Consider the following 22,664-nt stretch of genomic DNA (forward strand, 5'->3'; position numbering starts at 1 on the left):
GCGCGGGGGTCAGTGCGTGATGACGAGACGTCGTTGCGCAAGATGCTATACCCATCGCGGCGCACGGGACGCCGAGAACGCGAGAAGGCCCCCTGGCACATGGCCCGGCGCGCCTGCCGCGAGGGGCCCGAAGTGGGTGGTCGGGTCGCCGCCACAGCCCCGATGTGGGTGGTTTTCTCACCTGGAGCCGACCCGAAACCACCCACATCAAGGCTCCTGCGACCGCGGGTCCCTTCTCGCGGCCGCGGACCCCCGCCCTGCTGCCGCGTGCGACGCCTCGGCATCGTTGCCAGCTCGACCTTTAGCGTGCGGGGGGGCAATATGACCTAAAGTTGGGCCAGGGACGACTTGCTCCGGACGAATGCTAGGAGGCGGCGAATGGGAGAGATGCTCGGGTACTTCTGGAGGTCGGTCGACGACAAGGCGAGGCTCTTCCTGTACATGGCCCTCGCCCTCCTGTTGAGCGCCATAGAAGTTGTCATCCCCCTGCTCACGGGCTTCGTGATAAACCTCCTGGTCGCCGGAGAGGGACTGGGCCGTGTGGCATTTTGGAGCGCAACGATCGCCGTGCTCGGAGTCGCCGCGGGACTTGCCCAGTACGGCATCGCGATGCTCTACACGAAGCTGCACTTCGACGCCTCCTTCGCGCTCACCTCCCGAACCCTGCGGCGCATGCAGCGCTTCCCTGCCGACTTCTTCAAGGACTTCGACGCCGGCTATTACTCCAAGCGGGTCAACGGCGACTCCGAGGAGCTCTCCATCTTCTTCCTTTGGACGGGCAACCAGGCGCTCGCGAACGCGACGACCTCAGTGTTGGTCCTCGTGCTCATGTTTCGCGCCAACGCCTGGCTCGCCATCCTCTGCGCCATGCTCGCCGCGGTCGTCGTGCTCTCGTACACGCTCACCAGCAAGGAGATATACAGGAGGAGCATGGCCTTCAAGGAGGCCGAGGCCCAAGAGATGTCGATGCTCCTGCACCAGCTCAGTGACGTGGCGTTCATTAGGAGGCACGTCCTCTTCGACCGTTACGCCCAGACGCTCGAACGTGCCTACGGGGTCACCAGGACGTGCGTTTACCGCACGAACCGGCTTGGTGGGGCGGTCGACGGGGGCGTCGAGGCCACCAAGACGGCTCTGCTCGCCGTGGTCATCCTCGTCAGCGCGCAGCAGGTGGCGGCGGGCGCCCTTGAGGTGGGCTTCATAGCCACGGCGGTGGGGTACTTCAACGCACTGGCGCAGGCCGCGAGCTTCTTCTCGGACTTCGGGACCCAGTACCAGGGCTGCAGGGCGAGCTTCGAGCGGCTGCGCAAGCTCGCCGACGCGCCCCTGGAGAAGAACGGCCCGGGCAAGGCTGCCCCTGACGTCCGCGCCATCACCTGCCATGACCTGAGCTTCACCTACCCCGGAAACGAGGAGCCGACCCTACGCGGCCTCGACATGAGCTTCTCGGGGCGGGGACTCTATGGGCTCGTCGGTGGCAACGGCAGCGGGAAGTCGACCCTCCTCAAACTCGTCAGCGGCGAATGGAGCGACTTCTACGGAGGGGACATCCGCTATGACGACGCGGAACTGAGGGAGATGGATCACTACGACCTGCGAGAGCATCTCGTCGGGTACGTGGAGCAGGAGCCCGGCGTCATCGAGGGAAGCCTGTGGGACAACCTGACCTTGCTCTGCGACGTCCAGCCGCCACGAGAGCGAGTCATGGAGCTCTGCGGGCGCCTGGGGCTCGGGCGGCTTGTCGACGAGTCACCCAAGGGTTTGGACACGATGGTCGACGGGACGCACGCGAGCCTGTCCGGAGGCGAGAAGCAGAAGGTAGCGATCATCCGGATGCTGCTCGAGGACCCAAAGGTCATGCTCATGGACGAGCCAAGCTCCGCACTGGACGCGAAAAGCATCGACTCCCTCGTGGGAATCCTGGGGCAGCTCAAGAAGGACCACCTGATCCTCTTGGTCTCGCATGACGACCGACTCATCGATGCCTGCGACCACGTGATACGGCTGTAGGGATGGCCCGCAGCCCGGCGCGCCTGCCGCGAGGGGCCCGAAGTGGGTGGTCGGGTCGCCGCCACAGCCCCGATGTGGGTGGTTTTCTCGCCTGGGTCGGGTCAGGAACCACCCACATCGGAGTTCCCGCGACCGCGAGCCCCGCCGCGTAGCTGCGCATTTTGCCGCGGGGGCGCGCCCTTGCCCTGCGGCCTCCGCATGCTTCGTCATGCAGCGACATGCGGAGGCGACCCCTCGGGCGAGAGGCGCCTACGGCCGCTCCAGGAGGACGACCGCCCAGGCGGCGATGCCCTCCTCGCGCCCCACGAAGCCCAGCCCCTCCGTCGTGGTCGCCTTGACGCCCACCCGCTCGACGTCGAGCCCGAGGGCGGCGGCGAGGTTCTCCCTCATCTGCTGCCGGTAGGGCATCAGCTTGGGCACCTGGGCGGCCACGGTGCAGTCGCAGTCCACGATGGAGAAGCCCCTCTCGCCCGCCAGCTCGCCCACGCGCGAGAGGAGGGCGAGCGAGTCCGCGTCCTTGTAGGCCGGGTCGGTGTCCGGGAAGAGCTGGCCGATGTCCCCGGCACGGAGGGCCCCGAGCAGGGCGTCGGAGAGCGCATGCGCCAGCACGTCCGCGTCCGAGTGCCCCAGCAGGCCGAGCCTGGAAGGGATGTCCACTCCGCCCAGAATGCAGCGCCTTCCCTCGACCAGGCGGTGGACGTCGTAGCCGTGACCTATGCGAAGCATGTCTTCCCCGTTCTGTGAGCCGTGTCGGGTCGTGCTTGGGAGGAACACGCCCTCCCGGAGTTGGCGCCGCGGCCGCATCCCGATGGGGCACGTCAGTCCCCGAGGCCGCAGCCCTCCCGGATGAGCCTGCGCTCCAGGAGCGCCTCGGCAATCGCCAGGTCCTCCGGAAGCGTCACCTTGATGTTGTCGCGCGAGGTCTGGACGCAAAGCACCCTGCCACCACGCCGCTCCACGAGCGAGGCGTCGTCCGTCCCCTCGTAACCATCCCAGGCGGCGGCCTTGTGCGCCATGAGGATGTCGCGGCGGCGGAAGGCCTGGGGGGTCTGGGCCATCCAGTAGAAGCTGCGGTCGGGCGTCGCCACTATGACGCCGGCCTCCGCAAGCTTCAGGGTGTCGGTGGCGTGGGTGGCACAGATGGCCCCGCCGAGACCGGAGTCCCGGCGCACCGCCGCCAGGACCTCCTCGATGGAGGCGGTGGAGACGAGCGGCCGCGCGGCGTCGTGGATCGCCACGAGGTCGAAGCGGTCGGGCACGTCGTCGAGCCCCGAGTGCACCGACTGCTGGCGCGTCTGGCCCGCCGGCGCCAGGCTCACCTCGCACCTGAGCGAGACGCGAGAAAGGACCTCGTCGCGCATCTGGTCCGCACGCTCTGGCGCGCAGACCACCACGACATGGCCCACCGAGGGCGCGCGGTCGAAGGCGAGAAGCGACCAGCAGGCCAGGGGCAGGCCCCTCAGCTCCACGAACTGCTTGCCGCGCGGATCGCCGAAGCGCTCGCCACAGCCGCCCGCGACGACGACTGCGCAGGCGTCGGGCTCGGGGCTGGCCTCGTCCACGCGCTGGGGGCAGGCGCACGCGGCGGGACGAGGCGCCTCTCTCCCGCTCATGCGCGCTTGCCCCACATGCGATACAGGCTGTCGGCCAGGATGCCGGGGTTCTCGACCCCCACGCGATCGAGGCGGGCGGGGTTCTGCTCGATGTCGTCGAGGAGCTGCTGCAGCGAGCCGAACTCGTCGACGATCTTGTCCGCCATGCCCTCGCGCACGACCGAGATGCCCGAGAGGGTGCGTAGGCCCAGGGGCGTCATGACCGAATCCTCGCCCTTGTCCTCGTAGCCCAGGATGCTGGCGATCCGCTTCGAGGAGCGCAGCTGGGCGTTGACCGTCTCGTGCAGGCGACGGCGTACGCCGGCGGCGTTCTCCTCGCTGGAGTCGGCGGCGTAGTCGCGGACGAGCAGGGTGTACTCCTCGTCCATGCCGCCGATGAACTCCTCGCGCTGCATAGCGATGGTCTTGCCCTCGCTGCCCAGCTGGAGGAGGAGGTTGCCCAGCTCCTCCGAGGCCGTCATGAGCACCTCGAAGAGGTAGATGGTCTGCGAGATGTCAGAGAGCGTCACGTAGTTGTCGAGCTCGAGGGTGGTGAGGCGAAGCAGCTTGCGGTCGAGCTGGGTGCGCGTGGACTGGAGCGAGACCAGGAGCTGGTTCACGGTGCCCATGATGTCCGCAACGGAGCGCAGCTGGTGGCCCTTGCCGTCGATGAAAACGGTAACGACCTGGCGCCGCTCCGAGACCGAGATGACCATGGCGTCGGTGAGCAGGCTCATGCGGGCCGCGGTGCGGTGGCGCATGCCGGTCTCACTCGTGGGCAGAGACGGGTCGGGGTTGAGGTGGTAGTTGGCGCGAAGGATGCGCGTGAGGCCCTTGTCCACCACGATGGCGCCATCCATCTTCGAGAGCTCGAAGAGGCGGTTCGCCGTGAACGAGATATCGAGCCTGAAGCCGTCGTCGCCGGCGGCAAGGACGTTGTCGGTGTCTCCTATGCAGATGAGGGCGCCAAGGTGTCCGGCGATGATCATGTCCAGGGCGAGGCGCAGCGCCGTTCCCGGAGCCGTCTGGGCGATGGCGTCCCTGAATCGCCTGCTGGTGTCGTTGGCATCGGCCTCGGCGATCGCTGCTTCCATGGGTCTCCTTTCCTCTGCTGCCGGCCCACGACGGGGCCGCCCGGACAGTACCTCACAGTATAGGGCGCTGCGGCGGCGCAGGCCCAGGCAGTCTGGGGTTGGGCGAGAGGGGTGCAGGGGTGAGAGCGCGACGGCGGGCCACGGGGCGGACGGCGCGGCGGCGACGGATGTTCTTTTCTCTCGCCACGCCCGCCCACATCAGGGCGCGGCGGCCGGCACCGCGACGGCGGACGTTCTTTTCTCTCGCACGGGCGGGCCATTGCGGCGGATGGGGGAAGTAAGGAACGCCGTCCCGGGCCGCAACTGGGAAGACGTCGGCAGGCGCGTTCTTTACTCTGCCTCGCGGGCGAGAATCCCGCGCGGCGGCGCAGTAGAGAACAACCCCGGGCGCCGCGTGTTCCCTACCCGCCCCCAGGGGGAGAGGATCCCCCGGAACGCCGCAGTAAAGAACAAACCTCAGCGCGCGAGCGTCCCCCGCCGGAGCAAGGGCGTGCCGCGACGGCAATACGCCGCGGTACGCAGTAGAGAACAACTCCAGGCGAGACGCGCCACACCAGCGTCGCATCCCCGCCTCCACGAGCACCGGATACCGAGTCGGCAGCCCGCATTGGTGCTTCTGGCATCGACACCTCTCGATATTAATATTAATATCGAGAGGCGAATAAAGGATGGCCAAAGGAAGGAGCGCTGCATGCCTGTTGCGGCGGGAACCATCACACAAACGGGGCAGGTGACTCTCCCCAAGTCCATTAGAGAGATCCTGGGGGTTCACCCGAGCGACCAGGTGGCATTCCTGAGCGATGGAGAACGCGTCGAACTCGTAGCCGTCCCTCGCAACCCCCTCGGCCTGGGAACTCGCGAGGAGTTTCTCGCTCGCGTTGCGGCCGCCGACGAGGCGTACGGCGCCGGAGCCACCCGCAGCGCTTCCGACTTCACCGACAGCCTGAGAGCAAGCCGTGACCTATAGGGTGCTCACGACCCCCGCCTACGAGGAACGTTTCTCCACCGTCCTGGACTATCGGCTCAAATACTATGGCCGAAGGTCCGCAGAGAGGCTCGTTGCAGCACAAGAAAGGGCGCAGTCGCTGCTCGGCGGCACGCCGTTCATGGGCGCATCGTTGGTCAAGACGGATACCGCCCCCGAGTCAGGAGCCCTCGGATGGGTGAAGGTCGAGAGGTACATAGCCGTGTATCGCGCCATCGAAGAGGACGAGGCAGTGGTGCTCCTGGACCTGTTTCATGCCTCCGAGAACTGGCGCTCCCGAGTCGCGGGNAGGAACGCCGTCCCGGGCCGCAACTGGGAAGACGTCGGCAGGCGCGTTCTTTACTCTGCCTCGCGGGCGAGAATCCCGCGCGGCGGCGCAGTAGAGAACAACCCCGGGCGCCGCGTGTTCCCTACCCGCCCCCAGGGGGAGAGGATCCCCCGGAACGCCGCAGTAAAGAACAAACCTCAGCGCGCGAGCGTCCCCCGCCGGAGCAAGGGCGTGCCGCGACGGCAATACGCCGCGGTACGCAGTAGAGAACAACTCCAGGCGAGACGCGCCACACCAGCGTCGCATCCCCGCCTCCACGAGCACCGGATACCGAGTCGGCAGCCCGCATTGGTGCTTCTGGCATCGACACCTCTCGATATTAATATTAATATCGAGAGGCGAATAAAGGATGGCCAAAGGAAGGAGCGCTGCATGCCTGTTGCGGCGGGAACCATCACACAAACGGGGCAGGTGACTCTCCCCAAGTCCATTAGAGAGATCCTGGGGGTTCACCCGAGCGACCAGGTGGCATTCCTGAGCGATGGAGAACGCGTCGAACTCGTAGCCGTCCCTCGCAACCCCCTCGGCCTGGGAACTCGCGAGGAGTTTCTCGCTCGCGTTGCGGCCGCCGACGAGGCGTACGGCGCCGGAGCCACCCGCAGCGCTTCCGACTTCACCGACAGCCTGAGAGCAAGCCGTGACCTATAGGGTGCTCACGACCCCCGCCTACGAGGAACGTTTCTCCACCGTCCTGGACTATCGGCTCAAATACTATGGCCGAAGGTCCGCAGAGAGGCTCGTTGCAGCACAAGAAAGGGCGCAGTCGCTGCTCGGCGGCACGCCGTTCATGGGCGCATCGTTGGTCAAGACGGATACCGCCCCCGAGTCAGGAGCCCTCGGATGGGTGAAGGTCGAGAGGTACATAGCCGTGTATCGCGCCATCGAAGAGGACGAGGCAGTGGTGCTCCTGGACCTGTTTCATGCCTCCGAGAACTGGCGCTCCCGAGTCGCGGGCTACCTTCGAAAGGAGTAGCAGCACCGGCCCGTGCGGCGGCAGGGTGGCGATGGGGCGGCGGCGTTGCAGCAGAGACGCAACGGAACGCTGCCACGACAGAAATCGGCCCCGGGGCGCCGTTCGCGGCACGCCCCGGGGCCGGTCGCAATCAACGGCTGTCCGCGCGCAAGCTCAGGCAGCGCGCCATTCTCGCCCTAGCCCTCCGAGGAGACCGCACCCTCGGGTGCGTGGGGCGTGGGAGACCAGTGGCTCCTGGCGCGCGGGAGCTCCATGTGCACCCGCTCGGTGATGGAGGGAATCTCCCCCTCGCCGCGCGAGAAGCTCAGGCCCTTCCCGTCGGAGTCGACCAGCACGATGTCGCCGGCCTTCCACTTGCCCTGGAGCAGCTCCTCGGCCAGCCGGTCCTCGATGAGGGTCTGGATGGCCCGACGCAGCGGTCGCGCGCCATAGACAGGGTCGGTGCCCTCCTTGGCCACGAAGTCGCGAGCGGCGTCGGTGAGCTCGATGGACATCCCCTGGCCGATGAGTCGGTTGCGCAGCTCGCCCACCATGAGCTCCACGATGCCACGGAGCTGCTGAGCCTCGAGCGACTTGAAGACCACGATCTCGTCCACGCGGTTGAGGAACTCCGGGCGGAAGAGCCGCTTGAGCTCGCCCTCCACACGGCTGCGGATCTCCTTGTCAGACAGCCCACCGTTGCCCTGGGCGCTGAAGCCCATGGGCGCGGTCTGTGCGATCTCGCGGGCACCTATGTTGGAGGTCATGATGATGACGGTGTTGGAGAAGTCCACCGTGCGGCCCTGGCCATCGGTCAGCCTGCCCTCGTCCAGGATCTGGAGGAGGATGTTGAAGACGTCGGGGTGGGCCTTCTCGATCTCGTCGAAGAGCACCACGGAGTAGGGCCTGCGGCGCACGGCCTTGGTGAGCTCGCCGCCCTCGTCGTAGCCCACATATCCCGGAGGGGCGCCGACGAGCTTCGAGACGCTGTGCTTCTCCATGAACTCGGACATGTCGAAGCTGATCAGGGCGTCCTCGCTGCCAAAGAGGAACTCCGCGAGCGACTTGGCGAGCTCCGTCTTGCCCACGCCCGAGGGGCCCAGGAAGATGAAGGAGCCGCCGGGCCTGCGCGGGTCCTTGAGGGGCGAGCGGCTGCGACGTATGGCCTTGGACACCTTGGTCACGGCCTCGTCCTGGCCCACGACGCGCTGGTGCAGGGCCTCCTCGGCGCGCAGCAGCTTGCTGGCCTCGGCCTCGGTGAGGTTGGAGACGGGCACGCCCGTGATCTCTGACACCACGTCCGCGATGTCGGCCTCGTCCACCACGACGACGTTGGCGTCCAGGCGCTCGCGCCAGGCCGCCTCGAGCTCGTCGCGCTTCGCGCTGAGCTCCTTCTCGCGGTCGCGCAGGCGGGCGGCCTCCTCGAACTCCTGGGCGCTGGCGGCCTGGGCCTTCTCGTCCTTGACGCGGGCGAGCTCCTCGTCCACCTGAGCGAGCTCGGGCGGCAGGCTCGTCTTGTGCACGCGGGTGCGGGCGCCAGCCTCGTCGATGATGTCGATCGCCTTGTCGGGCAGGAAGCGGTCCTGCACGTAGCGGTTCGAGAGCGTCACGGCGGCTGCCAGCGCGCCCTCGGTGTAATGGACGTGGTGGTGCTTCTCGTAGCGGTCCTGCAGTCCACGCAGGATCGAGAGCGTGTCCTCCACGCTGGGCTCGCCCACGTTGACCGGCTGGAAGCGGCGCTCGAGGGCCGAGTCCTTCTCGATGTGCTTGCGGTACTCCTCCGCCGTGGTGGCGCCGATGACCTGGATCTCGCCGCGAGACAGGGGAGGCTTGAGGATGGAGGCCGCGTCGATGGAGCCCTCGGCCGAGCCCGCGCCGATGATGGTGTGCATCTCGTCGATGAAGAGGATGTCCTCCTTGGACTCCATCACCTCGCCGATGACCTTCTTCAGGCGCTCCTCGAACTCGCCGCGGTACTTGGAGCCCGCGACCAGCGAGGCGACGTCCAGGGTCCAGACCTGCTTGCCGCGTAGGATGTCAGGCACGTCTCCCGAAGCGATGAGCTGGGCCAGCCCCTCGACCACGGCCGTCTTGCCCACGCCCGGGTCACCCAGGATGAGCGGGTTGTTCTTCTGGCGGCGGGCCAGGACCTGCATCACGCGCTCGACCTCGCGGTCGCGGCCGATAACAGGGTCGAGCTTGCCGTCGCTCGCCAGCTTGGTGAGGTTGCGGCCGTACTGCTCGAGCATGGAGGCGTCACCCGAGGGCTGGGAGGGCTGGCTGCCGCCGAACTGCTGGCCGAAGGCCGCGCCGACGCCCTGGGGCAGGCGGCGCGAGTTCTCCTCGCTCGTCTGCTCCATGAGCTCGCCCACGGCGTTGCGGATGGCGTCTCCCGAGATGCCCATGCGCGAGAGCGCCGTCATGGCACGCCCGTCCCCCTCGGCGACGATGCCGAGGAGCAGGTGCTCCGTGGCGATGTAGGTCTGGCCACGGGTCATGGTCTCGCGGTAGGCGTCCTCGAGCACGCGCTTGGCGCGCGGCGTGAAGGGGATGTGCCCGCCCGGGACCGGCTCCGACTCCTCGGACGAGATCTCCTTGATGGTGAGGAGGGTCTCGTCGTAGGTGACCTCGAGCTTCGCCAGCGACTGGGCCGCGATGCCCTCCCCCTCCTTGATCAGCGCGAGCAGCAGGTGCTCGGTGCCGACATACATCTTGCCGAGGTTGCGGGCCTCGTCCTGCGCGAGGCTCATGACCTTGCGCGCCTTGTCGGTGAACTTCTCGAACATGCGGTCTTGCCCCCCTGTCGAAGGGCCGCCCCGGGGGCGGCGTCGTTTGCTTGTTGGTGTGTACCCCATCGACACGGGAGTGTTTCCCTCGCCCCACGCGGGCGAGAAACGCCACATTCCGGGCCGGAGCCGTGACCAGGCATCCAGCCATTGCCAGCCCGGGCGCCCCGCGCTTGCGCGGAGGGCACCACGGACGCCGACGCCCGGCGTCCTCAGGGCCGCCGGGCGTCAACCGCAAGCCGGAAGGAAGCCCCTCTCACCCGCCCCCAGCTAGGCCTCGGGGTGCTCGGCCAGCCAGACGTCGCGGTCGGGGTCGGTGAGCTTGGTGGCCTCGATCACGTTGGCGAAGAGCTCGTCGAGCTCCATGCCCATGAGCTCGGCGCCGTGGGCGATCACGTCGCGGTCGCAGCCGGCGGCGAACTTCTTGTTCTTGAACTTCTTCTTGAGGCTCTTGAGCTCGAAGTCCTGGACCGAGCCCGAGGGGCGCATGCGCACGCAGGCGTTGATCAGGCCGCTGAGCTCGTCGATGGCAAAGAGGACCTTCTCCATCTGGTGCTCGGGCGCCGGGAGCTCGGGGTTCATGTCGTAGTTGTGGGTCTGGATGGAGTGTGCCAGCGCCGGATTGGCACCCGCCTCCGCGAGGAGCTCCGCCGCCTTCACGGTGTGCAGCTGGTCGTCCTGCCACTTCTCCCAGTCGAGGTCGTGGAGCAGGCCCACCTGGCCCCAGAACTCGACGTTCTGGGGGTCGTACTGCCCGGCGTAGTGGCGCATGAGGCGCTCCAGAGTCTCGCCGTGCTCGATGTGGTAGGGGTCCTCGTTGTACTTCTTGAGCAGCTCGAAGGCCTGCTCGCGGGTGAGGCCACTCTCAATCTTCTCTGCCATCTGGTCGCTTCTCCCTTCCTGCGCGACGTCCGAGGCTCCCGCCTCGGCATCCGCCGCGATGTCCGCCACCGAGGCCGTGGCGTTGTCGGTGAAGGCACCGCTCACCTGGGCCTCGATGTCAGCCCTGGTGATGACCTCGGGCTTCATCTGCGGGAAGAGTAGCACGTCGCGTATCGCGGGCTGGTCGCAGAACAGCATCACCATGCGGTCGATCCCGTAGCCGATGCCGCCTGCGGGGGGCATGCCGTACTCGAGGGCGCGGACGTAGTCGTAGTCGTAGCCCATGGCCTCGTCGTCGCCCATGCCCTTGGCCGCGACCTGCTGGGCGAAGCGCCCGGCCTGGTCGACGGGGTCGTTGAGCTCAGAGAAGGCGTTGGCGTACTCGTGGCCGCAGATGACCAGCTCGAAGCGGTCGGTGAGGCGCGAGTCCTCGTCCTTGCGCTTGGAGAGGGGGCTGACTTCCTCGGGGTAGTCGCAGACGAAGGTGGGATCGACCAGCGTGGACTCCCCCAGCTCGTCGTAGAGCTCGAAGAGGAGCTTGCCGGCACCCCAGCCCTCCTGCCACTCGATCTTGTGGGCGTCGCAGAGCTCGCGCAGGCGCTCGACGGGCGTGTCCATGTCCACGTGCTCCCCCACGACCTCCGAGGCGACCTCCGAGAGGGGCACGGAGCGCCAGGTGCCGCTCATGTCCACCCTCTGGCCCTGGAAGCTGATGACCTCGTGGCCCTCCGCGCAGCCGCAGGCCTCGCGGGCGATGGTCTTGAAGAGGCCCTCGGTGAGCCGCTTCATGCCGTCGAGGTCCGAGTAGGCGCAGTAGGCCTCCATCGAGGTGAACTCGGGGTTGTGGGTGAGGTCCATGCCCTCGTTGCGGAACTGGCGACCGATCTCGTACACGCGCTCGAGGCCGCCCACGATGAGGCGCTTGAGCGGGAGCTCGGTGGCGATGCGCAGGTAGAAGTCGCGGTCGAGGGCGTTGAAGTGGGTCACGAAGGGCCTGGCGTTGGCACCGCCCAGGATGGCGTGCATCATGGGGGTCTCGACCTCCATGTAGCCGTCGTCCTCCATGTAGCGGCGGATGAGCGAGACGATCTGCGAGCGCTTGCGGAAGACCTCGCGGACCTCGGGGTTCATGATGAGGTCGACGTAGCGCTGGCGGTAGCGGACCTCGCGGTCGGTGAGGCCGTGGAACTTCTCGGGCAGGGGGCGCACGGACTTCGAGAGCAGCGTGACCGTGCTGGGCGAGACGGAGAGCTCGCCGCGGCGCGTGCGCATGACGGTGCCGGTCGCCTGCAGGATGTCTCCCAGGTCGAGCTGGCCCAGGAGGGACCAGTCGGCCTCGCTGAGGTTGTTGACGCGGCAGAAGAGCTGGATCTGGCCAGACACGTCCTCGAGCACCACGAAGCAGGCCTTGCCCTGCTTGCGGTAGGCGCGGATGCGGCCCGCGACGGTGTAGGAGTCCTCGGTCGAGGCTCCGGCCTCGAGCTCCTCGTAGCGCCCTGCCAGCTCGGCGGCATGGGCGTCGATGGCGCTCCTCACGGGGTACGGGTTCACCCCCGCGTCGATGAGCGCCTGGCGCTTGGCGCGGCGTACCGCGCGCTCGTCGTTGATCGAGGTCTGGGGCGCTGCGCCCTGGCTCTGGTCGGCCATCTGTCTGATCCTTCTCCTTGGTCCCGGGGCGCCCTCGGCGCCTCCGTCACGTGCGAGGGAGGGGACAAGTCTCCCCACCTCGCGCCTCCCTCATAGATAGAAGCGCCCCACGCCTGCGAACTTCGCCGGCACGGGGCGCGCTTGCTGCGATCTGCCTTGCCTATCGGGTGATGTTCGTGATGGTGTACTCACGGACCTTGCCGTTGGGCGTGGCGTAGGAGACCTGGTCGCCCACCACGTGGCCGATGAGCACGGCGCCCACCGGCGACTCGTTCGAGATGCGGTGCTCGAGGGAGTTGGTCTCGGTGGTGCCCACGATGATGAAGCTGGTGCGCTTGCCGCCCTTGTCCTCGAGCTCGACCGTGGTGCCGATCGAGACGGAGAGGTGCATGTCGCTCGAGGACTCGACCACCTTCGCGATGGAGAGAATCTGGCGAATCTCGTTGATGCGGGACTCGTTCTGGGACTGCTCCTCCTTGGCGGCGTCGTACTCGGCGTTCTCGGAGAGGTCGCCGAAGCCACGCGCCTCTTTGATGCGCTCGACGATCTCGTCGTGCTTCTCCCCCTCGCGGAACGCGAGCTCGTCCACCAGACGCTGGCGGCCTTCGGGGGTGAGGATGATTTCCTTGTTGTCCATGCGTGTCCTTCTGTGGGGTGGTGGAGCGGTCGCTACTTGGAGAGCTTGGTGCCGCAGTGGCTGCAGAAGTCCGCGTCGGCGGAGTTCTTGGTGCCGCAGTGGCCGCAGAAGACGGAGTCGCCCGCGGGCTCTGCGGGGGCGGCGTCCTCGACCGCGCCGGCGGCCTCGCCCTTGGCGGCGGAGGTGACGTCCTCCACGACCTCGGAGACGACGTCGCTCACCGCGTTGCCATCCTCGTCGACCTCCTCCATGCCCTCGCGGATGTTCTTCACGGTCTTGCCCAGGGACTTCCCCAGCTTGGGAAGGTTTTTGGGCCCGAAGATGAGCAGAACGACGACGAGGATCAACAGGATCTCGGGAATGCCAAGTCCAAGGATCATGGGGGCCTCCATAGGTTTCGAGCGATGGCTCAGGCTGTTTTCGCGATAAAGCATCCGTTAGTATAGCCGAGGCGGGCACGTACTCACAATCTCTACTCCGCATCAAAAGCCCGTCCGCGCGCACCGTCCAGGGAGGTCTCCATGCCCAAGCCGCTGATCGCGCTCTTCGTCTTCGTCTGTATCCTTGACCTGGTGATTCTTGCCCTGCCCTGGCTGCTCGCGCGACGCGGCGTCCTGCTCAGGCGCACCAAGTTCGGGCCCGCCCTGGTCTTCGACTCGGAGGCGAACGGGCACAGCCTGCGCCTGCTCAACGTGCGGGGCACCTTCCAGAGCCTGAGCTACACCTCGGACGACGACTGGCACGAGCTCGTGACCCTCTACCACCAGTACTTCGCCGAGGTCGTGGACATCGCCGGCGGCGTGGGGAGCGCCTGCGTCATAGGCGGCGGGGGCTTCTCGTTTCCCAAGTGGCTCGTGGCCCATTGCCCCCGTACGGAGGTCGACGTAATCGAGGTGGACCCCGCCATCATCCGGATCGCGCGCGAGAGTTTCTTCCTCGACCGCCTGGAGGAGGAGTTCCACGCCGAGAGGGACGGGCGCCTGCGCATAGCCTGCGCCGACGGCTGGGAGTTCCTGCGCCAGAGCGACCGCCGCTGGGACCTCGTCGTGAACGACGCCTTCAGCGGCAAGAGGCCCCTGGGGCCCATGGGAACGGAGGAGGGGGCGCGCATCATCCACGAGCACCTCAGCGACGACGGCATCTACCTGGCCAATCTCATCTGCCCGCTCGAGGGGCGCAGATCTCGCCCCCTGGACGAGACCCTGCGCGTCTTTGGTCGGGAGTTCTCCCGGCTGTACCTGATTCCCGAGCGACCCGAGGAACCCCGCAAGGACGGGGACAACGTGCTCGTTGCCAGCGACCGGGCGCTGGGGATATCCGAGCGCTACCGCGTGCGCTAGGACGTACCGCCCCCGTCGTCGACCGCGAGCTCGCCCTCGCCCTCCGGTTCGTCCACGGCAAGCTCGATCCTGCGCTGCAGCTCGTCGATGCCCTGGCCGGTCTGCGCCGAGGTGACCACGAACCGGTCCACGTCGACGCCGAAGGCGCGGGCGAGGGCCGCCCTCTGCTGCCCCTGCTTGGAGCGGCCGATCTTGTCCGCCTTGGTGAGCGCCACCACGAAGGGATACCCGCCCCCCTGCAGGAACGAGATCATCTGGCGGTCCAGGTCCTGGGCGTCGTGGCGGATGTCCACGAGCACGACCACCAGGTTGAAGCTGCGCTCCTGCTCGAAGTAGCCCGAGATGAGCGCCGCCCAGCGGGCGCGCTCGGCCTTGCTGACCTTGGCGAAGCCGTAGCCCGGCAGGTCCACGAAGTCGATGCCGTCGGCCTCGAAGAAGTTGACGTTGGCGGTGCGACCCGGCTGGCTCGAGACCTTCGCCAGCGCCTTGCGCCCCAGCAGCTTGTTGAGCAGCGACGACTTGCCCACGTTGGAGCGTCCCGCAAACGAGACCTCCGGCATGCTGGGCTCGGGGATCTGCTCCGCCCTGCCATAGGACGCGACGAAGCGGGCGTCGTTGTACCTGACCGCCATGCGCTAGCCCTCGCTCTTCTCGCCTCGGGTGCCCTTGCGAGCCTTGTCCTCGCGCCGCTGCCGGCGGGCCACCACGAGCCTGCGCGCCTGCACGAGCGCGGCGTAGGCGGCGGGCCTCAGGGGGACGTCGCGGTCGGGGGCGACCTCGGCGACCTCCTTGCAAAACTTGGTCTTGAACTCGTTGAGGCCCATCAGGCTGGGCGAGAACTCGGAGCCGATGGCCATGAGGTCGTACTCCTCGCAACCCAGGCGACCCATCTCGCAGCACTCGAAGTAGACCAGCTTGTCCGAGACGTGCCTGCGCATGGTCTCGTTCCTCGAGGCGGCGTAGTAGCGCGTGGCGCGCGTGCCCGAGATGGTGCAGATGGACCAGGTCACCACGCGGCCGCCCTCGTCGCGCCCGGCGAGCAGGCGGCAGTGCTCGGGGCCAAGGACCTCGAGCATCGTGACATAGTCGGACGCGGGGGCGGGAACGAAGCCGTCGCGCTCGCCCGTCTCGACCATGACCTCGTAGTACTCGTCGAAGGACTCGATCGCGCGCTGGGTCTCGTCCGCGCAGGTGACGGGCGCCTCGCGCAGGGCCTTGCGTACGTCTCGCCTGCCGCGCGGCTTCATGCGCGAGAGGATCGCCTCGTCGCCTCCCGTGACGTCGACGATCACCGTGCGGTCGTAGGGGATCGTGGAGAGCGTGGGGCGAGTCGCGTCGAGCTCGTGCGCCACGGCCATGCGAACGAAGACGGCGTGGGAGCCCATGCCACGCAGGCAGGAGCGAATCGCCTCCACGGCCTGGCGCTCCTGGGCCTCGTCGGGCTCGTCGAGCCAGACCGGGCCATGCTCCGAACGCAGGTAGTGATAGCCGTGGGTCTGGAAGTCCATGACCGACATGATGGCGGCGACGCTCGTGCCGTCGACCAGCTTGAAGTAACCGTAGGGGGTGCGACCCTCGACGGTCTTCTGGTACTCGGCCCAGGACTCGGTCTGCTCAATGGGGAGGGGACGCCCGATGCCCTCGGCAATCTGGCGGTATTCGTCGTAGTCGATCTTCTGCAGCTCCATGATGCCTCCGGAAGCGGCTCGCGTGTTGGTGTGCCCGCGCGATGATGGCGCACGGGACCTGGCTCCATGGTACAGGGGGCGGACGCGGGCTTGCTCGCGGTCGGCGTCGCTGCTCCATAAAGACAGAGGCGCAGACGCCGAGGGAGATTGGCGCCCACCGTCCTGCGAGCCTCCCCCGGCACAAAAAAGCGGGCGGCACGCGATGTGCCACCCGCCCGGGTGCTGCAAGCGATGAGTCGCGCGGAGAGCGTCCCGCCAGCGAGCGCCTACGCCTCGATGAAGGCCTGGAAGTCCGCGACCTGCTTCTTGAGCGCCGCGACCTACTCGTCGCTGAGCTCGACCACGTTGCTCATCCATGCGCTGCCGTTCACGGCGTAGCCGGTGCCCTCCTCGTCCATGGTGTCCATGCCGATGAAGCGCAGGAGCGAACTCAGGGCTGCGCGCATCTGGGCGGTAGCGGTCTTGCCACCGATGCCGGTGACGGTAACCTTCTTGCCCTTGATGGCGGTGGCGGGCTTACCCTGCTCGACTGGGCGGGACAGCCAGTCGAAGAGGTTCTTGACGTGGCCGGGGAAGCTCGCGTTGTACTGCGGGGTGACGACCCAGATAGCGTCGGCGGCCATGACCCGCTCGCGCACCTTGGCGACGGCGGCGGGGGTGGGCCACTCGACGTCCTGGTTGATGAGGGGCAGCTCGGAGTAGTCGAGCTCGCTAACCTCGACGGAGTCGCCGAACTCCTCGACGATTGCGGCCTGGACCTGGCGGTTGAAGGACTGCTTGCGGAGCGAGCCCTGCACGAAGAGAACCTTCTTCATGGTAGTTTCCTCTCGATTGGCCCGGACGCGTCCGGGTTCGACCCTCCCCTGCGACGCGCGACCCTGCGTCGCCCGTCCTCGTTGGTAGGCTTCTACCCTCTGCGCGCAGAGATATACAGTGCGCTATTTAATTTTTCGCGATTAATCTTTGGGGAGAAGGGCGTCGTCCGAACCCCGGCGCTCGAGGCTCCTGGCGATGGAGTCCAGGTCCTCCCGCACCGCCCTTCCCCAGCGGTACACGCCACGACCCACGAGGACGATCACGACCACCGGAAGCGCGACGTAGACCAGGAGGACGACAAGCTCCGGCAATCCGAGCCCAAGAACGTGCATCACAACCACCTCCGGACGTAGGAGAGCAGGCAGAGGGGTCGAAGGGCCCCTTCGACTCTTATGCCCAATGCCACGGAGCCCAAGGCATGCGTCCCTGCCGAGCGGAGCGCGCGGTTCGGCCGGCGGCTCTCGGCCCTGCGGCAAGGGCGACGAACGGCCTCGGAAGAGGCGGCCCTACGCCGCCCTGCCCCTCGCCCCCGGCGCCACGTTGACCACCACGATTCCGGCCGAGACCAGCACGAGCGCCAGGACCGAGCGCAGCGGGTCGATGGAACCGGCCTCGCCCAGCAAAAGCGCCGAGAGCAGGAAGCCGAAGACCGGCGTCATAAAGCGGAAGACCGCGATGCGCGACACCGCGTTGACCGAGAGCAGCTGGCTCATGACGGAGTACGCGGCGGCAGAGATGAACCCCATGTACAGGACCAGCAGCACGCCAGCGATGCCGGGGCTCGAGAGGTGGCCGCCCAGGGCGAGTCCGAGGCCCGCGAGCACCAGGCCGCCCAGCATGAACTGCCAGCCGCTCAGCATCACGGGGTCGTGCTCCTGGGTGTGGCGGCGCAGGAGGCAGGTCACGAGCCCACCGGAAAGCGCAGAGAGGAGGATGAGACCCTCGCCCCCCAAGGCGAAGCCGCCCCTCCCCAGGCTCCCCAGGTTGACCACCACGACGCCGGCGAAGCCCAGGGCGCAGCCCAGGAGCTTGCGGCCGGTGAGTCTCTCCTGCCTGAAGGCCAACGCCGAGAGCAGGATGGCAAAGAAGTTGGAGCTCGCCGTGATGATGGAGCTCGTGGTGCCCATCGCAAAGGCGAGCCCCACATAGAAGCAGAGGTACTGGACGATGGTCTGGAAGGTGGAGAGGAGCATCACCACCGGAAGCTCGTCCACGCGGGGACGCAGGAAGTGACCGCGCCTGACGCTCATGAACGCAGTGACCATGACACCTGCCAGGAAGAAGCGCACGCCCGCAAAGAGGAGCTGGGAGCCATAGTCCCCTGCGGGGATGGAGAAGAGGCGATACCCGAGCTTGATGCAGGGGAAGGCGCTGCCCCAGAGCAGGCAGCAGAACGTGCAGAGGAGGAAGACTCCCCAGCCGGAGGTGAAGAAGGGCGAGAGCCGCGCGCCCTCGTCGCCGTTGCCCGTTGCCGCCGCAATCGCTGAAGCTTCCTTGACGCCCATGCGACTCCTCACGCCGGGATGGTCGCAGAGCGGCGCCCGGCATCAAAAAGGCCGTCGGCACGGATGCCGACGGCCGAACTCTCGTGGTCGGGACGACTGGATTCGAACCAGCGACCTCACGGTCCCGAACCGTGCGCGCTACCAAACTGCGCTACGTCCCGAAAAGCTTGTCTACTCTAGCAGATTTGCCCGGGCGAGAGTGACGTGAAGACAATCGCCGCAAACGCGCCTCGTACTGCCTCGTGCCGTCAGCCTGCCGCCCTAGGCGAGAAGCCCCCCTCGCCTGGAAACCGTACGCGTGGCGCGGGACCAGAGGCCGAGCTCCGAGCTCGCGCGACCGGCGACGCGAGACGCCGCGACCTCGTCCTCGCAAATCGCGAACACACAGCTCCCCGAGCCCGTGACCTGCGCGGCAAGCACGCCCTCCTGTTCGCGCAGCCACCCCTCGACGAGCGCGACCCCTCCCTCGACCCGGGCGGCGGCCTCGGCGAGGTTGTTGTGGAGGGCATCCACGACCGTGCGCACGTCTCCCGCACGAAGGGCCCGGCACATGCCCTCCGGCGAGGGCGGCTCGCTGGGCGCCAGGTCGAAGGCCCGGTAGGCCTCGGCCGTGGAGACGCCTCCCCTGGGTCTGACCAGCGCCACGGGAACACCGTCGAGCGGGGGGAAGGACTCGCGCAGCACGTCTCCCGCGCCGCCCAGGAAGGAGGGAGCCAGGTTGAGGAAGAAGGGCACGTCGGCACCCACGCCGCGGGCCACCGTGACCACGTGCTCGTCGGCGGGGTCCTCTCCCCAGAGCTCGCAGAGGGCGAGCAGCATGGCCGCCGCGTCCGACGACGACCCGCCGAGCCCGCTCTGTGCCGGGATGCGCTTGGTGACCTCGACCTGGAAGCAAGGCTCATGGCCGTACTCCTCGCAGAGGCGCTGCGCCGCGACCCACACCGTGTTCTTGCGTGGGTCGACCCCCACGTCCTCGCTCATGCGCAGGCCGGGCTCGCGGCCCGACTCCTCCCAGACGAGCAGCTCGTCGGCAAGGGAGACGGCCACCATGACGGAGTCGGCCCGGTGGTAGCCACGCTCGTCCCTGCCCGGATGGATTCCCAGGTGCAGGTTCAGCTTGGCCGGCGCGGCGATTCTGACTCGTTCCGTGCCCATGCGCCTCTCCCCCGATCCCTCATGCCGACAAGAGCGCCCCGCCGGCATCCGACGGGGCGCGCTTCCCTCTTACATCTCCACCTGCGAGTAATCGAGCAGGCGCTCCCCGGTGTCGGGATCATAGAGCTCGACGGTGGAGGTCAGCACGTCCACGTACTGGTAGGACTGGCGGGCGGTGCGACCGCGCCTCTCCTCCACCTCGATGACGAAGAGGGAGGGGTGGGCGCCCACCAGGGTGCCCGAGCGCTCGATGACGCGGGAGCGACCCATGTTCGCGCGGACCCTGACACGCTTCCCCTGCAGCCTGACCAGCTCGTCACGGATCTCGTCCACCCGGTTGACGGGGGAAGTCTCGTTATCCATCGCTTACCTCCAAGAAGTGGCCGCGGCGTGCACGCGATTCCGCAGCCTTGTACCATGCAGTCTTTGAGTGTATATCAGCAGGTGAGTATTCACCAAAGGTAGACAGCCGCAACGCGCCGAGACGGCACCTCGGGCAGCGCGACCCCAGGCCAGCGCGCCAGAACGCGGCCCATCACGAGGAGGACCCATGAACCAGGGACGCAAGGAACGCGTGCTCGAGGGACTCGAGTCGCTGGGACTCGAGCAGATGCTGGTGTGCGACCCGCTCTCGATCTGGTACCTGACCGGCTACTACACCGAGCCCTACGAGCGCTTCCTGGCGCTCTACCTGGGCAAGGGCCAGACCGTCCTCTTTGCCAACCGCCTCTTCCCCGACGCCACGGGGGCGGCAGACCGCGTCGTGGGCTTCGACGACACCCAGGACCCCATACCCCTGGTGGCCGAGGTCACGCGCTACGACGCGCCGCTGGGCGTGGACAAGGAGCTCGCGGCGCGCTGGCTCCTGCCCCTCATGGACGCCGGCGCGGCGAGCGGCTTCAGGCTCGCCTCCTCCGCCGTCGACGAGGCGCGCTCCGTCAAGGACGAGCGCGAGCGCCAGCTCATGCGCGACGCCAGCCTCACCAATGACCAGGCCATGGACTGGCTCGTGGCACAGCTACGCGAGGGCGTCACCGAGCAGCAGATAGCCGAGGGGCTGCTGGCGGAGTACCGGCGCCTTGGCGCGCAGGACCATTCCTTCACGCCCATCGTGAGCTTTGGCACCAACGCCGCCGACCCCCACCACGAGCCCGACCAGACCGCTCTGGCCAAGGGCGACATGGTCCTCTTCGACGTGGGCTGCAAGCGCGACTGGTACTGCTCGGACATGACCCGTACCTTCTTCACCGCCCGTCCCAGCGAGCGCCAGCTCCTGGTGTACGACACCGTGCGCCGCGCCAACGAGGCTGCCGAGGCCATCGTGCGCCCCGGCGTGACCTTTGCCCAGATCGACCTCACGGCCCGCAAGGTCATCGAGGACGCCGGGTTCGGCCCCCGCTTCACGCATCGCCTGGGGCACCAGATCGGCCTGCAGGACCACGAGCCCGGCGACGTCAGCGCGACCCACGACGAGCCGGTCCGGGTCGGCCAGTGCTTCTCCATCGAGCCCGGCATCTACATCCCGGGAGAGATCGGCGTGCGCATCGAGGACCTGCTCATCGTCACCGAGGACGGCTGCGAGATGCTCAACCACTACAGCCACGAGCCCCGCGTGGTCGAGCTATAGGTGCAGAGGGTCGAGGGGCCTACTCCTGGGGGCAGTTAGCCAGGGCGCCCTCGTCGGCGATGACGATGCAGTCGGGATGCAGCTGCAGCGCAGACGCGGGGCAGCTCGGAACCACGGGGCCGTAGCACATGGCCCTGACCGCATCGGCCTTGGCGGCGCCACTCGCCAGGACGAGCACGCGACGGGACTTCATGATGGTCCCCACGCCCATGGTGTAGGCCTGGCGGGGAACGTCGTCGGGGTCGTCGAAGAGGCGACTGTTGGCCTGGATGGTGCTGGGCGTCAGGTCGACGCAGTGGGTGCCCACGGGAAAGCCCTCGGCAGGCTCGTTGAAGCCGATGTGACCGTTGTTGCCGATGCCCAGGAGCTGGAGGTCCGGGTAGCCCGCCTCCTCGACCATGGCGTCGTAGGCTCGGCAGGCGGACTCGGCGTCGGGGTCGGAGCCGTCTGGCACGTGGGTGTTTGCCATGTCGATGTTCACGTGCTTGAACAGGTTGTCGGCCATGAAGTAGTGGTAGCTCTGGGAATCGTCGTGCGAGAGCCCGCGATACTCGTCCAGGTTATAGGTGCGGACCTGCGAGAAGTCTATCTCGCCGCGACGGTTTTTCTCGACGAGGAGGCGGTAGGCGCCGACGGGCGTGGTGCCCGTGGCGAGGCCCAGGACGCTCCTGGGGTCAAGGATGAGCTGGGCGGCGATGACGTCAGCCGCACGGCTGCTCATCTCATCGTAGTCTGCGACGCGAATGATTCTCATGCTTCCTCCGTAGACGCTCACGTTGTGCGGCGGCGCGCGGGCCCGCGCCCTTGGACAAGGACATTATAGAAAGGGCGGTTGCGGACCCCAGGAAGCGCTCGGCATGCGGAGGGTGGGGCGCGCCGGCGGCGTGGATGGAGGCGACTGGCGCGCCGCCCGACGCGACAACGGACTAGAGCTTCGCCGCGAGGTCCATGAGGGCGTGGAAGCGGTGCGAGATGGCGTTCTTCTCCTCGGGCAGGAGCTCGGCCATGGTCTTGCCGGGGAGCTCCGCCACGTTGAAGAGCGGGTCGTAGCCGAAGCCGTTGGCTCCGCGGCGCTCGAAGCCGATGGTCCCGGGCACGTCGCCGTCGCCGCGGAGAACCCCCTCGCCGTCCTCGTCGCGCTCGACCAGCACCACGGTGGAGTGGAAGTGCGCGCCGCGCTCGCGCTCGGGGACGTCCGTAAGCTCGGCGAGGAGCTTGTCGTTGTTGGCGTCATCGTTCCCGTGCTCCCCCGCCCAGCGCGCGGAGAAGATTCCGGGGGCACCGCCGAGCGCATCGACGCAGAGCCCAGAGTCGTCGGCAACGGCCATGGAGAGGCCCGTCTCGTCCAAGGCGGCACGCGCCTTGATGAGGGCGTTCTGGAAGAAGTCCTCACCGTCCTCGACGGGATCAGGGAAGTCGCCGAGCTCGTCCAGGGCCACGAAGCGATATCCCTCGAGCCTCTGGGAGAGGATTGCCTCTATCTCCGTGAGCTTGTGCGCGTTGCCCGTGGCCACCACGATCGTGGTGGCCGGGTCCAGGCTTCCTGCGTCTGCTACATCCGACATGTGGTCCTCCTTTGGGAGTTGGTCCGTCGCGTGCGGCACCTCCAACGTCACGTAG

22 protein-coding genes and 1 tRNA gene are annotated in these 22,664 nt (G+C 67.6%); 6 read left to right on the forward strand and 17 right to left on the reverse strand.

Annotated elements, in window-relative coordinates:
• Positions 1 to 378 precede the first annotated feature (378 nt).
• Entirely contained in the window at positions 379 to 2,010 is a 1,632-nt protein-coding gene (locus tag BQ7388_RS07345; RefSeq protein ID WP_009278391.1) for an ABC transporter ATP-binding protein, read from the forward strand.
• A gap of 249 nt (positions 2,011 to 2,259) precedes the next feature.
• Here the strand turns inward: BQ7388_RS07345 and ispF are convergent, their stop codons facing one another.
• The 3 genes from ispF to disA form a co-directional block, all read right to left on the reverse strand.
• Positions 2,260 to 2,736: a 2-C-methyl-D-erythritol 2,4-cyclodiphosphate synthase gene (gene ispF / locus BQ7388_RS07350; RefSeq protein ID WP_062531610.1), complete on the reverse strand. Its 477-nt coding sequence runs from the start codon at positions 2,734 to 2,736 to the stop codon at positions 2,260 to 2,262.
• Between the two features lie 92 nt (positions 2,737 to 2,828).
• Complete coding sequence (ispD, locus tag BQ7388_RS07355) at positions 2,829 to 3,623, reverse strand: 2-C-methyl-D-erythritol 4-phosphate cytidylyltransferase (RefSeq protein WP_083558318.1); 795 nt, start codon at positions 3,621 to 3,623, stop codon at positions 2,829 to 2,831.
• Complete coding sequence (disA, locus tag BQ7388_RS07360; protein WP_072500139.1) at positions 3,620 to 4,696, reverse strand: DNA integrity scanning diadenylate cyclase DisA; 1,077 nt, start codon at positions 4,694 to 4,696, stop codon at positions 3,620 to 3,622. The genes ispD and disA overlap by 4 nt, the downstream gene beginning before the upstream one ends.
• Before the next feature lie 691 nt (positions 4,697 to 5,387).
• Here disA and BQ7388_RS07365 point away from each other — a divergent pair.
• From BQ7388_RS07365 to BQ7388_RS07375, 3 genes are all read left to right on the forward strand, one after another.
• Positions 5,388 to 5,663, forward strand: a complete 276-nt coding sequence (locus tag BQ7388_RS07365) for an AbrB/MazE/SpoVT family DNA-binding domain-containing protein (RefSeq protein WP_009278387.1) — start codon at positions 5,388 to 5,390, stop codon at positions 5,661 to 5,663.
• A gap of 718 nt (positions 5,664 to 6,381) precedes the next feature.
• Entirely contained in the window at positions 6,382 to 6,657 is a 276-nt protein-coding gene (locus tag BQ7388_RS13620) for an AbrB/MazE/SpoVT family DNA-binding domain-containing protein (protein WP_009278387.1), read from the forward strand.
• Positions 6,647 to 6,982: a type II toxin-antitoxin system RelE/ParE family toxin gene (locus tag BQ7388_RS07375; protein ID WP_062531607.1), complete on the forward strand. Its 336-nt coding sequence runs from the start codon at positions 6,647 to 6,649 to the stop codon at positions 6,980 to 6,982. The genes BQ7388_RS13620 and BQ7388_RS07375 overlap by 11 nt, the downstream gene beginning before the upstream one ends.
• 176 nt (positions 6,983 to 7,158) lie before the next feature.
• Here the strand turns inward: BQ7388_RS07375 and BQ7388_RS07380 are convergent, their stop codons facing one another.
• From BQ7388_RS07380 to tatA, 4 genes are all read right to left on the reverse strand, one after another.
• Positions 7,159 to 9,747 (reverse strand): ATP-dependent Clp protease ATP-binding subunit, encoded by a 2,589-nt coding sequence (locus BQ7388_RS07380; RefSeq protein ID WP_062531606.1) that lies wholly within the window; start codon positions 9,745 to 9,747, stop codon positions 7,159 to 7,161.
• Between the two features lie 270 nt (positions 9,748 to 10,017).
• Positions 10,018 to 12,276, reverse strand: coding sequence for a lysine--tRNA ligase (gene lysS / locus BQ7388_RS07385; protein WP_062531605.1), 2,259 nt, complete (start codon positions 12,274 to 12,276; stop codon positions 10,018 to 10,020).
• A gap of 160 nt (positions 12,277 to 12,436) precedes the next feature.
• A complete protein-coding gene (gene greA / locus BQ7388_RS07390) occupies positions 12,437 to 12,913 on the reverse strand; it encodes a transcription elongation factor GreA (RefSeq protein ID WP_072500141.1) in 477 nt (158 codons plus the stop codon).
• 32 nt (positions 12,914 to 12,945) lie between these two features.
• Entirely contained in the window at positions 12,946 to 13,293 is a 348-nt protein-coding gene (gene tatA / locus BQ7388_RS13520; RefSeq protein WP_009278382.1) for a twin-arginine translocase TatA/TatE family subunit, read from the reverse strand.
• Positions 13,294 to 13,434: 141 nt separating this feature from the next.
• Here tatA and BQ7388_RS07400 point away from each other — a divergent pair, with 141 nt between their 5' ends.
• The gene (locus BQ7388_RS07400) at positions 13,435 to 14,253 is read left to right on the forward strand and encodes a spermidine synthase (protein ID WP_072500142.1); all 819 of its coding nucleotides are present in this window, start codon (positions 13,435 to 13,437) and stop codon (positions 14,251 to 14,253) included.
• Here the strand turns inward: BQ7388_RS07400 and yihA are convergent.
• The 8 genes from yihA to BQ7388_RS07440 form a co-directional block, all read right to left on the reverse strand.
• Positions 14,250 to 14,885, reverse strand: coding sequence for a ribosome biogenesis GTP-binding protein YihA/YsxC (gene yihA, locus BQ7388_RS07405; protein ID WP_062531602.1), 636 nt, complete (start codon positions 14,883 to 14,885; stop codon positions 14,250 to 14,252). The two genes, BQ7388_RS07400 and yihA, sit on opposite strands and share 4 nt — an antisense overlap.
• A gap of 3 nt (positions 14,886 to 14,888) precedes the next feature.
• Entirely contained in the window at positions 14,889 to 15,941 is a 1,053-nt protein-coding gene (locus tag BQ7388_RS07410) for a lipid II:glycine glycyltransferase FemX (RefSeq protein ID WP_072500143.1), read from the reverse strand.
• A gap of 320 nt (positions 15,942 to 16,261) precedes the next feature.
• Positions 16,262 to 16,756, reverse strand: a complete 495-nt coding sequence (locus BQ7388_RS07415; protein WP_072500144.1) for an NADPH-dependent FMN reductase — start codon at positions 16,754 to 16,756, stop codon at positions 16,262 to 16,264.
• Positions 16,757 to 16,897: 141 nt separating this feature from the next.
• Complete coding sequence (locus BQ7388_RS07420) at positions 16,898 to 17,089, reverse strand: hypothetical protein (protein ID WP_062531599.1); 192 nt, start codon at positions 17,087 to 17,089, stop codon at positions 16,898 to 16,900.
• A 174-nt stretch (positions 17,090 to 17,263) separates the two neighbouring features.
• Positions 17,264 to 18,262, reverse strand: a complete 999-nt coding sequence (locus BQ7388_RS07425) for a DMT family transporter (RefSeq protein ID WP_072500145.1) — start codon at positions 18,260 to 18,262, stop codon at positions 17,264 to 17,266.
• Positions 18,263 to 18,346: 84 nt separating this feature from the next.
• Positions 18,347 to 18,423, reverse strand: a tRNA-Pro gene (locus BQ7388_RS07430).
• Positions 18,424 to 18,523: 100 nt separating this feature from the next.
• The gene (locus BQ7388_RS07435; RefSeq protein ID WP_072500146.1) at positions 18,524 to 19,417 is read right to left on the reverse strand and encodes a 4-(cytidine 5'-diphospho)-2-C-methyl-D-erythritol kinase; all 894 of its coding nucleotides are present in this window, start codon (positions 19,415 to 19,417) and stop codon (positions 18,524 to 18,526) included.
• Between the two features lie 69 nt (positions 19,418 to 19,486).
• Positions 19,487 to 19,780 carry a Veg family protein gene (locus BQ7388_RS07440; RefSeq protein ID WP_009278373.1) on the reverse strand — a complete coding sequence of 98 codons (294 nt, stop codon included), beginning with the start codon at positions 19,778 to 19,780 and terminating at the stop codon, positions 19,487 to 19,489.
• A gap of 187 nt (positions 19,781 to 19,967) precedes the next feature.
• On the opposite strand from BQ7388_RS07440, the gene BQ7388_RS07445 reads away from it, so the two are divergent.
• Positions 19,968 to 21,044, forward strand: a complete 1,077-nt coding sequence (locus BQ7388_RS07445; RefSeq protein ID WP_072500147.1) for a M24 family metallopeptidase — start codon at positions 19,968 to 19,970, stop codon at positions 21,042 to 21,044.
• Positions 21,045 to 21,063: 19 nt separating this feature from the next.
• Here BQ7388_RS07445 and nagB read toward each other — a convergent pair whose 3' ends face one another.
• Together nagB and rdgB are read right to left on the reverse strand one after the other, a co-directional pair.
• A complete protein-coding gene (nagB, locus tag BQ7388_RS07450) occupies positions 21,064 to 21,798 on the reverse strand; it encodes a glucosamine-6-phosphate deaminase (protein WP_072500148.1) in 735 nt (244 codons plus the stop codon).
• Between the two features lie 172 nt (positions 21,799 to 21,970).
• A complete protein-coding gene (gene rdgB / locus BQ7388_RS07455) occupies positions 21,971 to 22,609 on the reverse strand; it encodes an RdgB/HAM1 family non-canonical purine NTP pyrophosphatase (protein ID WP_072500149.1) in 639 nt (212 codons plus the stop codon).
• Positions 22,610 to 22,664: the final 55 nt, after the last annotated feature.

This window comes from Olsenella phocaeensis (assembly GCF_900120385.1).
GTDB lineage: Bacteria > Actinomycetota > Coriobacteriia > Coriobacteriales > Atopobiaceae > Olsenella_I > Olsenella_I phocaeensis.